15 protein-coding genes are annotated in these 14,711 nt (G+C 64.7%); 7 read left to right on the top strand and 8 right to left on the bottom strand.

Annotation, left to right across the window (positions count from 1 at the left end; all coding sequences use genetic code 11):
• The first annotated feature begins 137 nt into the window (after positions 1 to 137).
• The gene (locus I6F12_RS22085; RefSeq protein ID WP_225145195.1) at positions 138 to 1,037 is read left to right on the top strand and encodes an EamA family transporter; all 900 of its coding nucleotides are present in this window, start codon (positions 138 to 140) and stop codon (positions 1,035 to 1,037) included.
• Here the strand turns inward: I6F12_RS22085 and I6F12_RS22080 are convergent.
• The 4 genes from I6F12_RS22080 to I6F12_RS22065 are packed head-to-tail and all read right to left on the bottom strand — an operon-like array spanning position 1,034 to position 3,507.
• Positions 1,034 to 1,516, bottom strand: coding sequence for a DUF1178 family protein (locus I6F12_RS22080; RefSeq protein WP_036014648.1), 483 nt, complete (start codon positions 1,514 to 1,516; stop codon positions 1,034 to 1,036). The two genes, I6F12_RS22085 and I6F12_RS22080, sit on opposite strands and share 4 nt — an antisense overlap.
• Positions 1,513 to 2,391: a carbon-nitrogen hydrolase family protein gene (locus I6F12_RS22075; protein ID WP_225157206.1), complete on the bottom strand. Its 879-nt coding sequence runs from the start codon at positions 2,389 to 2,391 to the stop codon at positions 1,513 to 1,515. The genes I6F12_RS22080 and I6F12_RS22075 overlap by 4 nt, the downstream gene beginning before the upstream one ends.
• The gene (grxC, locus tag I6F12_RS22070; protein WP_036026245.1) at positions 2,388 to 2,663 is read right to left on the bottom strand and encodes a glutaredoxin 3; all 276 of its coding nucleotides are present in this window, start codon (positions 2,661 to 2,663) and stop codon (positions 2,388 to 2,390) included. Before grxC ends, I6F12_RS22075 begins: the two co-directional genes overlap by 4 nt.
• A 34-nt stretch (positions 2,664 to 2,697) precedes the next feature.
• Complete coding sequence (locus tag I6F12_RS22065; protein ID WP_225157205.1) at positions 2,698 to 3,507, bottom strand: ComF family protein; 810 nt, start codon at positions 3,505 to 3,507, stop codon at positions 2,698 to 2,700.
• A gap of 64 nt (positions 3,508 to 3,571) precedes the next feature.
• On the opposite strand from I6F12_RS22065, the gene I6F12_RS22060 reads away from it, so the two are divergent.
• On the top strand, positions 3,572 to 4,420 hold the full coding sequence (locus I6F12_RS22060; protein ID WP_109141735.1) for a methyltransferase domain-containing protein: 849 nt from the start codon (positions 3,572 to 3,574) through the stop codon (positions 4,418 to 4,420).
• A gap of 120 nt (positions 4,421 to 4,540) precedes the next feature.
• Here the strand turns inward: I6F12_RS22060 and I6F12_RS22055 are convergent, their stop codons facing one another.
• Positions 4,541 to 4,951 (bottom strand): (deoxy)nucleoside triphosphate pyrophosphohydrolase, encoded by a 411-nt coding sequence (locus I6F12_RS22055; protein WP_036014656.1) that lies wholly within the window; start codon positions 4,949 to 4,951, stop codon positions 4,541 to 4,543.
• 137 nt (positions 4,952 to 5,088) lie between these two features.
• On the opposite strand from I6F12_RS22055, the gene I6F12_RS22050 reads away from it, so the two are divergent.
• On the top strand, positions 5,089 to 6,414 hold the full coding sequence (locus I6F12_RS22050; RefSeq protein WP_036014658.1) for a TadE/TadG family type IV pilus assembly protein: 1,326 nt from the start codon (positions 5,089 to 5,091) through the stop codon (positions 6,412 to 6,414).
• Positions 6,415 to 6,457: 43 nt separating this feature from the next.
• On the opposite strand, the gene argJ is transcribed toward I6F12_RS22050, so the two are convergent.
• On the bottom strand, positions 6,458 to 7,699 hold the full coding sequence (argJ, locus tag I6F12_RS22045) for a bifunctional glutamate N-acetyltransferase/amino-acid acetyltransferase ArgJ (protein ID WP_225148476.1): 1,242 nt from the start codon (positions 7,697 to 7,699) through the stop codon (positions 6,458 to 6,460).
• 100 nt (positions 7,700 to 7,799) lie between these two features.
• Positions 7,800 to 8,714 (bottom strand): peptidylprolyl isomerase, encoded by a 915-nt coding sequence (locus I6F12_RS22040; RefSeq protein WP_225148475.1) that lies wholly within the window; start codon positions 8,712 to 8,714, stop codon positions 7,800 to 7,802.
• A 352-nt stretch (positions 8,715 to 9,066) separates the two neighbouring features.
• Here I6F12_RS22040 and secA point away from each other — a divergent pair, with 352 nt between their 5' ends.
• Positions 9,067 to 11,907: a preprotein translocase subunit SecA gene (gene secA, locus I6F12_RS22035; RefSeq protein WP_109141738.1), complete on the top strand. Its 2,841-nt coding sequence runs from the start codon at positions 9,067 to 9,069 to the stop codon at positions 11,905 to 11,907.
• Positions 11,908 to 12,384: 477 nt separating this feature from the next.
• Positions 12,385 to 12,789 carry a DUF6006 family protein gene (locus I6F12_RS22030; RefSeq protein ID WP_225113638.1) on the top strand — a complete coding sequence of 135 codons (405 nt, stop codon included), beginning with the start codon at positions 12,385 to 12,387 and terminating at the stop codon, positions 12,787 to 12,789.
• A gap of 86 nt (positions 12,790 to 12,875) precedes the next feature.
• On the opposite strand, the gene I6F12_RS22025 is transcribed toward I6F12_RS22030, so the two are convergent.
• Positions 12,876 to 13,319, bottom strand: a complete 444-nt coding sequence (locus I6F12_RS22025; RefSeq protein WP_025032676.1) for a MarR family transcriptional regulator — start codon at positions 13,317 to 13,319, stop codon at positions 12,876 to 12,878.
• A 37-nt stretch (positions 13,320 to 13,356) separates the two neighbouring features.
• Here I6F12_RS22025 and I6F12_RS22020 point away from each other — a divergent pair, with 37 nt between their 5' ends.
• Both I6F12_RS22020 and I6F12_RS22015 read left to right on the top strand, forming a co-directional pair.
• Positions 13,357 to 13,611, top strand: coding sequence for a hypothetical protein (locus I6F12_RS22020; RefSeq protein ID WP_162131185.1), 255 nt, complete (start codon positions 13,357 to 13,359; stop codon positions 13,609 to 13,611).
• The gene (locus I6F12_RS22015; protein ID WP_036026234.1) at positions 13,499 to 14,683 is read left to right on the top strand and encodes a substrate-binding domain-containing protein; all 1,185 of its coding nucleotides are present in this window, start codon (positions 13,499 to 13,501) and stop codon (positions 14,681 to 14,683) included. The genes I6F12_RS22020 and I6F12_RS22015 overlap by 113 nt, the downstream gene beginning before the upstream one ends.
• Positions 14,684 to 14,711 lie beyond the last annotated feature (28 nt).

Here is a 14,711-nt window from a genome sequence, read left to right as displayed (position 1 = left end):
GACGCCACATCACAACCGTCGTCCCTGCGTTCGCAGGCACCGAGTTTGTGCGAGAGCATCGCACCCATGACATCCGTGTGATTGACCTGCTCCACCGCTAGCGGCACGTTGGCCCGGATCCTCGCGCACGCCACCCCATGTTCACCATCGCCAGCCTCTGGATTCCCTTCACCATCGTTGCCGCGCTCGGGCAGGTCGCGCGCAATGCGATGCAGCGGTCGTTGACGAAGCCGCTGGGGACCTGGGGCGCGACCAATATCCGCTTCCTGTTCGGCTTTCCGTTCTCGCTGCTGTTCCTGGGGCTGGTGCTGCTCGCGACCGGCGATCATCTCAGCCCGCCGCCAGCCGTGTTCTGGCCATGGCTGCTGTTGGGCGCGCTCAGCCAGATCGTCGCCACCGGGCTGATGCTGCTCGCGATGAACGACCGCTCGTTTGTCGTGACGACGGCCTACCTGAAGACCGAGGCGATCCAGACCGCGATATTCGGCTTCGTCTTCCTCGGCGATCACCTGACCTGGCTGAAGGTGCTCGCGATCATGATCGCCACCGTCGGCGTCGTCATCACCGCGCTCCGCCCCGGCGGCGACAAGAGCTTTGCCGAGCTGAAGCCGACCATCACCGGCCTCGTTGCCGCGGCGGCCTTCGCGCTGTCAGCGGTCGGCTTTCGCGGCGCCATCATCAATGTGCCCGGCGTGTCCTTCGTGACCGCGGCGTCAATCACGCTGGTGCTCGGCCTGTTCGTGCAGACGTTGATCCTGACGATCTACCTGCTCTGGCGCACGCCGGACGTGCTGCGAGGAATCCTCAGGTTATGGCGACCGTCGATGCTCGCGGGCTTCATCGGCGCCTTCGCCTCGCAATTCTGGTTCCTCGCCTTTGCGCTGACGGCGGCCGCCAACGTCCGCACGCTCGCGCTGATCGAGGTGCTGTTCGCGCAAGCCGTGGCGTATTACTCGTTCAAGCAGCCGATCGCACCGCGCGAGCTTGCGGGCATTGCGCTGATCGTCGTCGGAGTCGCTGTGCTGGTGGGAGCTTAATTCCGGTCTTCCGGCAGGGTCGGCAGCGGTGAGACCTCGATGCCTTCGTCGATCAGCGACTTCGCCTCTTCGGGCGAGGCTTCGCCATAGATCGGACGATGCTCCTTGTCGCCGTAATGCATGGCGCGGGCTTCGTTGGCGAAGCGCTCGCCGACATTGTCGGCGTTCTTGACGATGTGGTCGCGCAGCTCTTTCAGCTTGGCGCGCAGCTCGCGCTCCTGCGCCATCAGCAGCGAGGTCGGCCCTGACGGCGCAGCCTCGGGTGTGGTCGCGGCCACGGGCTCCGGCGGCGGCGTGGCGCGGCCGCGCCCCTTCTTGCCGACGATGCGCGGCGCCATGATCGCCTTGTCGACCTTGGCTGAGCCGCAGATCGGGCAGGTCACGAGCTTGCGCTTCACCTGCGAATCATAGGCCGACGAGCTCTGGAACCAACTTTCGAAGGCGTGATTGCGGTCGCAGTGGAGCGCGTAGCGGATCATGCCGAGCCCCGCACGAGGTGCAAATGGTCCGGCCCGGCCTTGGGATCGGAGACGCCGAAGCGGCGGCCGTGCTGGAGCGAGGGAATCGCCCGGCGCGCGGTCTCGACCTTGGCCGGGTCGATCCTGGCCATGATGATGCCCGGCTCGACATCGCCTTCGGCGAGGATCTCGCCCCAAGGATCGACGATCAGCGAATGCCCGTAGGTCTCGCGCTTGTTCTCATGGGTGCCGGCCTGCGCCGCCGCGAAGACGAAGCAGCCGGTCTCGATCGCACGGGCGCGCAGCAGCACATGCCAATGCGCTTCACCGGTCTTGCGGGTGAAGGCGGACGGCACGGTGATGAAATAGGCGCCGCTTTCTGCGAGCGCGCGGTACAGCGCGGGGAAGCGCACATCGTAGCAGATCGTCAAGCCGATGCGGCCCCAAGGCAAATCCGAGATCACGGCGGTCTCGCCCGGCTGGTAATTGGCGGATTCGCGATAGCTCTCGCCGTCCGGCAGCTCGATGTCGAACATGTGGATCTTGTCGTAGCTCGCGAGCACATTGCCCTCGGGCCCGATCAGGAAGGAACGGTTGACCGCCTTCTCCGGCGAGAAGCGCAGTGCCAGCGAGCCGACCTGGAGGTGAATCTTCAGCTCCGCCGCGAGCGCGCGGTAGGCCTTCAGCGAGGCATCGTCCTCTTCGCTCTGGAGATGCTCGAACAGCGCCTTGCGGTTCAGCTGCATCATGTTGCTGACTTCCGGCGTCTGCACGTAATCGGCGCCATCGGCCGCAGCCTGCCGGATCAGCTTCGTAGCCTGCTCGAGGCTCGGCCCGGGCATCAGGCCGGTGCGCATCTGCACCATGGCGGCCGTGAACGTGCGGTTCTCGCTCATGATACCGCCTTCACGCTTTCGAGCATGCCATCGAGCTTGCCTTCGCGATCGAGTGCATAGAGGTCGTCACAGCCGCCGACATGGGTGCCGCCGATCCAGATCTGCGGAAAGGTCGAGCCCTGGCCGGCGCGGCCGTACATTTCCTGGCGCCAGGACGGGTTCTTGGCGACGTCGAATTCGGTGAAGGTCGCCTTCTTGCGGGTCAGCAGTGACTTGGCGGCGGAACAATAGCCGCAGCCCGGCCGGGTGTAGATCTCGACAGCAGCAGTCATTCGTCTGGCGCTCTCATGTCATGAATTCATTGAATTATATGGGACGGGGCCCGCTCTCGACAACCCGGGCAAAGACCAGCACGTCGACCTGGGCCGCCTTGGCGCGGAGCAGGGCCCGCGCGCAGGTGTCGAGCGTAGCCCCTGACGTCAGGACATCGTCGATCAGGACAACGCGGCGGCCCTGGATCTCGGCCTGACGGTCGGGAGATACCTGAAATGCGCCCTGCACATTGGTGGCGCGCTGGGCCCGCGACAGGCCGATCTGCTGCTCGGTGGCGCGCACCCGCCGCAGCACGTCGCCCCGCACCTTGATCCCGCTCTGCCGCTCGATGACACGCGCGAGCGCGCCCGACTGGTTGTAACGGCGCCGCCAGGCCCGCCGCCAATGCAGGGGCACGGGCACCAGCATGTCGGCGCCGGTCAGCAACTCGCGGCCCGCGCGCGCCATCCAACGGCCCATGGCCGGTGCCAGATCGGTACGGTCCTGATATTTCAGCGCATGCACCAGCTTGCGCGCGACGTCGTCGTAGCGTACCGCCGCGCGGGCGCGCTGGTAGGTCGGCGGGCTCGCGATCGCCTCCATCGACAGCATCTCGGGGCCGGGGTCGTAAACGAAGGGAATGCCGAGCCGCGGGCAATAGGGCCGCTCGATGAACGACAGCCGCGCCCAGCAGGAAGCGCAAACGCCCTCGCCATCAACCGGCTCCCGGCACGATACGCACTGTGTCGGCAGGGCGATGTCGAGCGCGAGCCGCGCCGCCCGCGCCAGCACGTGGCGGCCGGCCGTCCACGCGCTCCGCAGCGGTGCGGCGATGGAACGGATGGGGGGAGCGTCGGCTTCCATGTGGGGAGGCTAACGCTGCACGCAGCGGATTGCCAGAACTGTGGAGATCGGCGTAACCAGCGGCATGGTCCGGACCGCTCAAATCCCGCCCGCCTTGTTTGATCGTGCCTTGCTGCAGAGGCGGCAGCAGCGCGCCCAGGCCCAAGGCGCGGTCACATTCCTGCTCGAGCGGGTCGCCGAGGACATGTCCGACCGCTTGGCAGCGGTGATGCGGGAGTTTCACGCTCCCGCCGACCTCTGGACGCCCGGCGCGGGACTGGCGGCGTTGCGCACGCGGCTTCCCTCCATCGAACACATCGCGCTCGACGCGGCCGGCGCGGAGAAGTTGCCCCTCGCGCCTGAGAGCCTCGATCTCGTCGTCTCGGCGCTGGCGCTGCAATACGTCAACGACCTGCCGGGCGTGCTCGCGCAAATCCGCCGGGCACTCAAGCCGGACGGGCTGCTGCTTGCTGCCATGATCGGCGGCGACAGCCTCACCGAGCTGCGGCAGGCCTTTGCCGCGGCGGAAGCCGAATGCGAGGGCGGTGTGTCGCCGCGCGTGGCGCCGTTCGCTGACCTTCGCGACATCGGTGCGCTATTGCAGCGGGCGGGCTTTGCGCTGCCGGTGACCGACGTCGACCGTGTCGTGGTGCGCTATGCCAATGCGTTCGCCTTGATGCAGGATCTCCGCCGCATGGGTGCGGCCAACGTGCTGATCGAGCGGCGGCGGACACCGACGCGCCGCGCGACGCTGCTGCGCATGGCCGAGATCTACGCCGAGCGTTTTGCCGATGCCGACGGCCGCATCCGCGCGACCTTCGACATCGTCTGGCTCTCGGGCTGGGCTCCGCATGCGAGCCAGCAGCAGCCGCTGAAGCCGGGGTCGGCGAAAGCGAGCCTGGCGGAGGCGGTGAAGAAGGCGGGGAAGGAGTGATCTTTCTCTTCCGTCATGCCCGGGCTTGTCCCGGCCATCCACGTCTTTCAGGCTGGCACGAAGGCCGTGGATGCCCGGGACAAGCCCGGGCATGACGCCAGAGAGCGGTACCCTTCGACCTCACATCAACAAATCGATCAGATGCGGGATCAGCGGAATGTCCGCGGGCGGCATCGGGTAATCGCGCAGCTTGTTGGCGCGGACCCAGGCAAGGTTCTGGCCCTCGCGTGCGGTGACCAACCCCTCCCAGCGCCGGCAGATATAGAGCGGCATCAGCAGATGGAAGGTCTCGTAACCGTAGCTGGCGAAGGTCAGCGGCGCGAGGCACGGCTCGGCGACGTTGATGCCGAGCTCCTCATGAAGCTCCCGGATCAGGCTCTGCTCCGGCCGCTCGCCCGGCTCGAGCTTGCCGCCGGGGAATTCCCACAGGCCGGCCAGGGCCTTTCCTTCCGGGCGCTGCGCGATCAGGACGCGTTTGTCGGCGTCGACGAGCGCGCAGGCCACCACCAGTGTCAGTTTGAGATCGGCCATGCGCGTCTGTCGCTCGCTGAGATCGTTTGCAACGGTTTGTTAACCTCGTTGCAGTCTACGTTTCCAAGGTCACCATAAGTCATATTTAATCCGCAGTTCCTAGAGTGGGAACTCTTTAAACCACTCCAGGCCACCTCATGCGCGCTGCGCCTTCGGTTCTCGTCCGCCGGTTCGTCCACGACCGGAGCGGCAATATCGCGGTGATTTTCGCGCTCGCCTGCGTTCCCCTGATCAGTGCGGTCGGCTGCGCCATCGACTATTCGCGCGCGACGATGATCCGGTCCAAGCTTCAGGCCGCGGCGGATGCCGCCAGTGTCGGTTCGATCGCCAAGGCTTCGCCCGCCTTCAAGGCCGCCGGCAACATGACTGCGGACGGCTCGATTTCGGTCGGCATCACGGACGCCACGAACATTTTTAATGCCAATCGCGCCAGTCAGTCCGGCTACACGCTGACCGGCCTCACGCCGACCGTGGTCAAGTCCGGCTCGACCGTCACCGCGACGGTTTCGTTCACCGCAACTTTGAACACCATGTTCCTCGGCGTGATCGGCAAGTCGGTGCTGACGTTGAGCGGCACGTCGAAGGCGACGGCCAGCATGCCGCTCTATATCGATTTCTACCTGCTGCTGGACAATTCGCCGTCGATGGGCGTCGGTGCGACCCCGGCCGACGTGCAGAAGATGGTCAACAACACGTCGGACAAGTGCGCTTTCGCCTGCCACGATCTCAAGGACAAGAACAACTATTACGACCTTGCCAAGAAGCTTGGCGTGACCACCCGGATCGACGTGCTTCGGAGCGCCACCGAGTCCTTGATGGATACGGCAAACGCCACCGAGACCTATTCAAACCAGTTCAGAATGGCGATCTATGATTTCGGCGGCTCTGCAAGTTCGCTCGGCCTGCGCAGTCTGTTTTCGTTGTCGGCCTCTCTCTCCAGCGCCAAGGCGGCGGCCGGCAAGATCGACTTGATGTCGGTGAACGGCCAGAACGAGAATCACGATCAAGATACCCCATTCACCGCGGTCTTTCCCGCGATCAACGGCGAGATCAGCTCCCCCGGAAGCGGCACGTCGGCCAGTCCGCTCAAGTATCTGTTCTTCGTGTCCGACGGCGTGGCCGATGAGAGCAACACCGGATGCCTAAAACCGCTCTCGGGCAGCACGCGGTGCCAGTCGCCGCTCAACCCTGCGCTTTGCAAGACGATGAAGGATCGCGGCGTCAAGGTCGCGGTGTTGTACACGACGTATCTCGCGCTGCCGACCAACCCCTGGTACATGAAGTGGATCGATCCATTCAATGCCGGCCCCTATGGCCCGTCGCCGAACAGCCAGATCGCACAGAACATGCAGAGCTGCGCTTCGCCGGGCCTGTATTTCGAGGTCAGCCCGACGCAAGGCATCGCGGACGCCATGAACGCGCTGTTCAAGAAGGCGGTCGCGGACGCGCGGATCTCCGGATGAGGGCGCTCACCTCTCCCCGTAAGAACGGGGAGAGGGAGAAGGCCTACGACCTGTAGTCCCCGTTGATCGCCACATATTCCTTGGTGAGGTCGCAGGTCATGACGCGGTCGCGGCCTTTGCCGAGGCCGAGCGAGACCAGAATCGCGATCTCCGGCGCCTTCATCGCTTCCGACACCTGCGCTTCGTCATAATCGGGATCGCGCGCGCCGCGCTTGGCGACGCGGATGCCGTTGAACGAGATCGACAGCTTGTCGCGATCGGCCGGCTCGCCGGCCTTGCCGACTGCCATCACCACGCGGCCCCAATTTGCGTCTTCGCCCGCGATCGCGGTCTTCACCAGCGGTGAGTTCGCGATCGACATCGCGATCTTGCGGGCGGAGGCCTTGGTCTTGGCGCCCTCGACGGTGATCTCGACCAGCTTGCGCGCGCCTTCGCCGTCGCGGGCGACCTGCTCGGCGAGATTGGCGAGCACCTGGTTGAACGCCTTGACGAAGGCCTTCAGGCGCGGGTCGCTGGCGCGGCTGATCTTCGGCGCGCCGTGCTCGGCGGCCGCGCCGGTCGCAAACGCCAGCAGCGTGTCGGAGGTCGAGGTGTCGCCGTCGATGGTCACGGCGTTGAACGTGTCCTCGACGCCGCTCTTGAGCAGCGCCTGCAGCGCGGCGGGCGCGATCGGCGCGTCAGTGAAGATGAAGGACAGCATCGTCGCCATGTCGGGCGCGATCATGCCGGCGCCCTTGGCCATGCCGTTGATGGTGACCTTGGCCTTGCCGAGCTTGACTGTCGCGGTCGCCACTTTCGGGAAGGTGTCGGTGGTCATGATCGCCTTGGCCGCGGCGAGGTAATCGCCGGGCTCGGCGGCTTCGGCGAGGCGGCCGAGCACGCCGTCGAACTTGGTGGCATCCAGCGGCTCGCCGATCACCCCGGTCGAGGCCAGGAAGATCTCGCTCTCGCTGCAGCCGACCGCCTTGGCCGCGATCTTCGCCGTCAGCGCGGTGGAGGCGCGGCCGGTCTTGCCGGTGAAGGCGTTGGCATTGCCGGAATTGACCACCAGCGCGCGCGCCTTGCCGCCCTTCAGCTTGGCGCGGCACCATTCCACCGGGGCCGAGGGACACTTCGACCTGGTGAAGACGCCGGCGACGGCAGTGCCCTTGTCCATCACCGCGAGCAGCAGGTCGGTACGGTTCTTGTAGCGGATGCCGGCTTCAGCCGTCGCCAGACGGATGCCCGCGATCACGGGCATATCAGGGACGGTTTTGGGGGCGAGCGGAGAGACGGAGGAGGACATCGCGGGCGCCTTGGTAGGGTCTGGACATGCAGATGGCCGGGGGAGCCCCGGCCATTGCGACGTTAGATATACTTGGCGTCCGCGAAGTGACAGCGAATTCTTACTTCTTCGCCGGCGGCGCCATCTTGCTGTCGGACGGCTTCGCATCCGGCTTGGCGTCCTTCGACGCATCCGCCGCCGGCTGGTCCAGCCGCTCGACCTTGGCTTCGGTACGCAGCTTGGCGACATACTCGGCCTGGGCCTTGCGGGTCACGTACTGCTCGATCTGGGCCTTGACCTGCTCGAAATCGGGCGCCTTGCGGTTGCGCTTTTCCTCGACCTTGATGATGTGCCAGCCGAACTGCGACTTCACGGGGTCGGAGATCTTGCCGGGCTCCAGCGAGAAGGCCACGGCCGAGAATTCCGGCACCATCTGCTCCTTGGTGAAGAAGCCGAGGTCGCCGCCATCGGCGGAGCCGGGGTCCTTGGACTTCTTCTTGGCGAGCTCGGCGAAATCGGCCCCCTTCCCGAGCTCGGCCTTCACCGCCTTGGCCTCGTCCTCGGTTTCGACCAGGATGTGGCGGGCGCGCACCTCCTGCTCGCCGGTGATCTGCTTGGCGGCCTCCTCATAGACCTTCTTCATGGCGTCCGGCGTGGTCGCGGCCTTGCCCTCGCTGGCGAGCAGGCTGTCCATCAGAAGCCGGTTGCGGGCGAATGCCAGGCGCTTCTTGAACTCCTCGCCGTCGGCGATCTTCTTGTCTTCGGCAGCCTTGCTGACGATCTTCATGTCGATCAGGAACGACAGGACGTTCTCGTCCTTGGTCGCCGGGTCCATCTGGGCAAGGCTCGGCCCGAGTTCCTCCTCGGCCATGGTGACGTCGCTCTTCTTGATTTCCGCGCCATTGACCTTCGCCAGCACCGGATCATCGGCGGCCCGGAGCGGGCCCGCAAACGCCAGGGACAGCGCCAGAGCGAGGCTGCCAGCCAGGGCGGACGCGGAGCGGAAGCGCTGGGTTGCCGGGAACGAGGTGGTCATGGAAAATCCTTATGTTGAAGCAGGGGGCTGCTCGAGCGGGGCGGACACTCGCCCAATCAGGGGGGCTTGGCAACGCGAAAAGTCTGTCAAAATGATGAATTAGCCGCACTGCGCCCGCCGTTGACAAGGCCCCGACCGGGCCATATCTCTGCGCGGTCGCGACCATGGCGATGGCGTTTATTTTGCTGCGTTTTTGGCCGTTGAACCCAGACTTGCCCAATTCCCACCCATATGGCGGATGTCCCCCGCAGTCCGGGCTCTGACGCCGCGAAGCGTCACGGTGAGTTGATAGGCGGGCGGGTGACAACTTCTTAGGCCCAACGCGGTTGAATCGCGAACACAGGAACCTGGCATGATCGGCGCGCTCGCCCGCAAGTTTTTCGGCTCCGCCAACGACCGGCGGGTGAAGGGATATCAGTCCCGCGTCAACGCGATCAATGCGCTGGAGCCCGAGGTCTCGAAGCTCTCCGACGAGGCGCTCAAGGCCCGCACCGCGGAATTCAAGCAGCAGCTCGCGAACGGCAAGACGCTGGACGATCTCCTCGTCCCGGCCTTCGCCACCGTGCGCGAGGCCGCCAAGCGCACGCTCGGCCAGCGCCATTTCGACGTCCAGCTGATCGGCGGCATGGTGCTGCACGAGGGCGACATCGCCGAGATGAAGACCGGCGAAGGCAAGACGCTGGTCGCGACGCTTGCGGTGTATCTGAACGCGCTCGCCGGCAAAGGCGTCCACGTCGTCACGGTCAACGACTACCTCGCCCGCCGCGACTCCGGCTGGATGGGCCAGATCTACGGCTTCCTCGGCATGACCACCGGCGTGATCGTGCACGGTCTCGACGATGCCGAGCGCAAGGCGGCCTATGCCTGCGACATCACCTACGGCACCAACAACGAATACGGCTTCGACTATCTCCGCGACAACATGAAGTACCGGCTCGAGGACATGGTCCAGCGGCCGCACTTCTTCGCCATCGTCGACGAGGTCGACTCCATTCTGATCGACGAAGCGCGCACGCCGCTGATCATCTCCGGCCCGCTCGACGACCGCTCCGACTTCTACAACACCATCGACGGCTTCCTGCCGAGGCTCGACAAGACCGACTACGAGGTCGACGAGAAGCAGCGCACGGTGACGCTGACCGAAGGCGGCATGGAGAAGATCGAGACGCTGCTGCGCGATGCCGGCCAGCTCAAGGGCGAGTCGCTCTACGACGTCGAGAACGTCTCCGTCGTGCACCACATCAACCAGGCCCTGCGCGCTCACACGCTGTTCACGCGCGACAAGGACTACATCGTCCGCGACGGCGAAGTCGTCATCATCGACGAGTTCACCGGCCGCATGATGCCGGGCCGCCGCTATTCGGAAGGCCTGCATCAGGCGCTGGAAGCCAAGGAGCACGTCCAGGTCCAGCCCGAGAACCAGACGCTGGCCTCGATCACCTTCCAGAACTACTTCCGCATGTACGAGAAGCTGGCGGGCATGACCGGCACCGCCGCGACCGAAGCGGACGAATTGTTCGACATCTACAAGCTCGAGGTCGTGGAGATCCCGACCAATCTGTCGATCGCGCGCCTCGACGAGGACGACGAGGTCTATCGGACCCAGAAGGAAAAATATCAGGCCATCCTCGCCGAGATCGAGCGCGCCAATGCGCGCCTGCAGCCGGTGCTGGTCGGTACCGCCTCGATCGAGAAGTCGGAGGTGCTCGCCGAATTCCTCAAGAAGAACGGCTACAAGCAGATCGATTTCGGCAAGGAGGGCGCGCTCGACAAGCTCTATGCCGCCGCCCGCGCCGGCAAGCCGGCGAAACTGTTCGCGGTGCTGAACGCGCGCTTCCACGAGCAGGAAGCCTACATCGTCGCCGAAGCCGGCGTGCCGGGCGCGATCACGATCGCCACTAACATGGCCGGCCGCGGCACCGACATCAAGCTCGGCGGCTCGCTGGAGATGCGCATCCAGCAGGAGACTGCTGATATCACCGACGAGGCCGAGAAGGCCAAGAAGATCGAGCAGATCAAGGCCGATATCGAGCACTTCCGCGACATCGTGCTGAAGGCCGAGGAGACCGTCGAGGTCGAGCCGGCCAAGGGAAGCAAGCCTGCCAAGACCGTGAAGAAGCCCGGCGGCCTCTACATCATCGGCTCCGAGCGCCACGAATCCCGCCGCATCGACAACCAGCTGCGCGGCCGTTCCGGCCGTCAGGGCGATCCCGGCCGCTCGAAGTTCTTCCTGTCGCTGGAAGACGACCTGATGCGCATCTTCGGCTCGGACCGTCTCGACAGCATGCTGCAGCGTCTCGGCCTGCAAGAGGGCGAGGCCATCATCCATCCCTGGATCAACAAGGCGCTGGAGAAGGCGCAGCAGAAGGTCGAGGCGCGCAACTTCGACATCCGCAAGAACCTGCTCAAGTTCGACAACGTCCAGAACGACCAGCGCAAGGTGATCTTCGACCAGCGCGTCGAGCTGATGAAGGACGAGAGCGTCGCCGAGACCGTCGCCGACATGCGCCACGCCTTCATCGACGACCTCGTCGCCAAGCACGTGCCCGAGCATGCCTATGCCGAGCAGTGGGACGTCGCCGGGCTCAAGGACGAATTGAAGCGCGTGCTCGATCTCGACCTGCCGGTCGACGAATGGGCCAAGGAAGAGGGCATCGCCGACGAGGAGCTGCTGACTCGCATCGAGACCAAGGCCGACGAACACATGGCGGCCAAGGTCGCGCAATGGGGTCCCGACGTGATGCGTTACGTCGAGAAGACCATCCTCTTGCAGACGCTCGACCATCTCTGGCGCGAGCACCTGATCATGCTCGACCATCTGCGCCAGGTCATCGGTCTGCGCGGCTACGGCCAGCGCGATCCGTTGCAGGAGTACAAGACCGAAGCCTTCAATCTCTTCCAGGAGATGAGCGCTCACTTGCGCGAGGCCGTCACGGCGCAGCTGATGCGCGTCGAGATCGTCCCGCCGGAGCAGGAGGCCCCCGTCCTGCCGCCGATGGAGGCGCACAAGTTCGATCCGAACACCGGCGAGGACGAGATGGCTCTCGCCAGCGTCACCCTCGGCGCCCAATCCACCGACGCGGCGTTGCGCGACCCGAAGAACCCGACGAGCTGGGGCAAGGTCGGCCGCAACGAGGACTGCCCGTGCGGTAGTGGCAAGAAGTACAAGCACTGCCACGGGCGGTATGCTTGATCGATGACCTCAAAACCCAGCGAACTCGCGGTGTTGTCTTGGCCCACGAGTTCGCCAGGCGTCGAATGCTTTCGATCCATATGATGCCTGCTGGTCTTCCGTTGCATAACGAATGGTAGGCGCACGCCATTGAGGATGGCTGGCGCACAATTGTCAGACGGTCCTTTATCCGTCACGCGCGGCTGAGCACGCTTTAGTCATCTGGCAACCCGCCTCAGCGCCTGTTCCTGTGATCACTCCGGAGTGCTGCTGCTTCTGCAGATGGCCGGCGGCCACTCGCTCGCGCGGCTGCGTCGCTGAAGAACTCTTCACCCGGAGAGCCAATGGTCAAAGCGCGGCATCGCGTCTCGGCGAACGCCCTCGGGTAGACCATCCAATTTTTTACCACTGCTCATTGTGATCTGGATCACCGCTACAGAGCTCAATCCGTGGTTTGATTGAATCACGAGACGTGGCCTGAAAATTGGGAGCCAGACAATGTCCAAACGCGCGCTGCCAACCGCCTTTTGTGTCCTTGCCCTGAGTTTTTACGCCTGCGGTTCCGCCCCTGCGAGCCAAGTGGGCGGATGGTGGGGCGGAACATGGTCGTGCAACATCGACGGCCGCCCGGCCCGGATGAAATGGGCCGCCGTCGATGACAGTCAGACAACCTGCAACGGCAACACTTGCACCAGCACTTCGGGAGCACGCTGGTCAGGCCGCTTCTCAGATAATGGCTCGCGATGGGTGAAGTTGACAAATCCACGCAGCGGAACCCAGGGCGGCGTGTACTTCAACCATGCCGACGGCAACAAATGGTATCTAGCCAAGCCGGTCGGCAACAAGGCCGTGGGCTGGACGACATGGAATGGCCAACGCTATCGCCTCTCGTGCTGGCGATGATGCGCGAGTGCTTTCCTCTGGCTATGCATTGAAACGGCAGATGTGTGTGTGCGCTTCGCAAGGCGCCACGCTCCACTTCACGAGGTCTAATTCGAGCTGTCGATCAAGCTCTCCAGCAGCCGCTTGAGCTCGCTCGTCGACTTGTCGCCGTAGCTCTCCAGGATGTGCTCCTCCTGGTCGACCGCGAGCGAGTTGAGCTTCTTGCACAGCACCTTGCCGCGGTCGGAGATGAACATCAGCACCTTGCGGCGGTCGTTCGGGTCCTGCACGCGGTAGACCAGCGTGTCGGAGACCATGCGGTCGATCATCTTCGTGAGCGTCGGATGGTTGAGCAGCACGGCGTCCGCGAGCTCGCCCATCGAATGGCCCTCGCCGTCCGACAGCACTTTCAGGATGCGCCATTGCTCGACCGGCACGCCCTCCTTGCTCAACCTCAGTTCGAGCTGCCGGTTGATTTCCCGGTTGGCTTGCGCGAGCAGGTAAGCGAGGTGTTCGGTGATTGGGGAATTTTGTTTCGGCGGTTTTGCCACGGCTGAGACTTCGCCTTGACCCAAATGAGTGAATGTCTTGCAATCGATGCTGCATCTATATGCACTTCAATTCTTGAATATTCAATATTTTCAAAATAAGATCATTGCCCAACAAAAGGGCGGAAGCCGCGGCCGCCTGCTCAATGTGCTTTCAGGTCTGGCCTCAGACAGGAGTTGGCGTGCGCGCGACGGTGAACTTCCCGGCTCACGGCGGCTCGGCGTTACCGCCGTCCTTGCTGTTCAGGAATCTGTCGTCTTCGGCAGCTGGCGGTGCCTTGTCGCCGCACGGTGACGCCTTGTTCAAGCGCCGCGGCGTCAACAAGCTGCGCGTCGGCGGCTTCATCTGCTGCACCGGCTCGCCTGGCGTGTGGGGCCCGTGTGCCACGAACAGCGCGCAGCTTGCCGTCGCCGAGATCAACAAGCGCGGCGGCATTCTCGGCCGCGAGCTCGAGCTGTCGATCTACGATGCCGGCGGGCCGCTGGATGAGGTTCTGGACCGCGCCGAGCAGGCAATCGCATTCGACGAGGTCGATCTGATCGTCGGATTGCACACCAGCGCGGTTCGCGTGGGCCTCCGCGACGTCACCACACGCCACCGCATTCCCTATATCTACACGCCGGTCTACGAGGGCGGCGAGCGCACGCCCGGCGTGATGGCGATCGGCGAGACGCCGCGCTGGCAGAGCCGCCCCGCCATCCATTGGCTCGCGGACGTCAAGAAGGCCAAACGCTGGTACCTGATCGGCAGCGACTACGTTTGGCCCTGGCAATCGCATCGCGCGGTGAAGAACTACATCAAGGAAACCGGCGGCCGCGTCGTCGGCGAAGAGTTCGTCCCGCTCGGCGAAGACAATCACGGGCCGCATCTGGCGCGGATCCGCGCCGCCAAGCCCGATGTCGTGTTGATCTCGCTGATCGGTACCGACAGCATCACCTTCAACCGGGCCTTCGGCGAATGTGGGCTAGGCGCCACGACGCTGCGGCTCGCGGGCGCGATGGACGATACCGTGCTACTCGGCATCGGCGCCGACAACAGCGAGAACATGTTCTGCGCTTCCGGCTACTTCACCGGCACCGGCGCGCGCGCCAATGACGACTTTCAGAGCCGTTATCACGCGATGTTCGGGCCGAATGCGCCGCCGATCGGCTCGGTGGGGCAATCGAGTTACGAAGGCCTGCGCTTCCTCGAAGCCGTTGCGAACAAGGCTGGTTCGCTGGCGATGCGGCCGCTGCTCGCGGCCGGCCGCAACATCGTCTACAGCGGCGCCCGCGGTCGGGTTACCGTCTGCAACGGGCACGTGCGGATGCCGATGCATCTCGCCGAGGCCGACGGTCTCGATTTCAAGCTGATCAAGCCGCTCTGACCGCCTCGCGGCTAGACCGGCCGGCGCA

It is taken from the genome of Bradyrhizobium sp. IC4059, from assembly GCF_020193615.1.
GTDB lineage: Bacteria > Pseudomonadota > Alphaproteobacteria > Rhizobiales > Xanthobacteraceae > Bradyrhizobium > Bradyrhizobium yuanmingense.
Note: the sequence above shows the minus strand (reverse complement) of the source record. Positions and strands in the feature narration are given on the sequence as shown.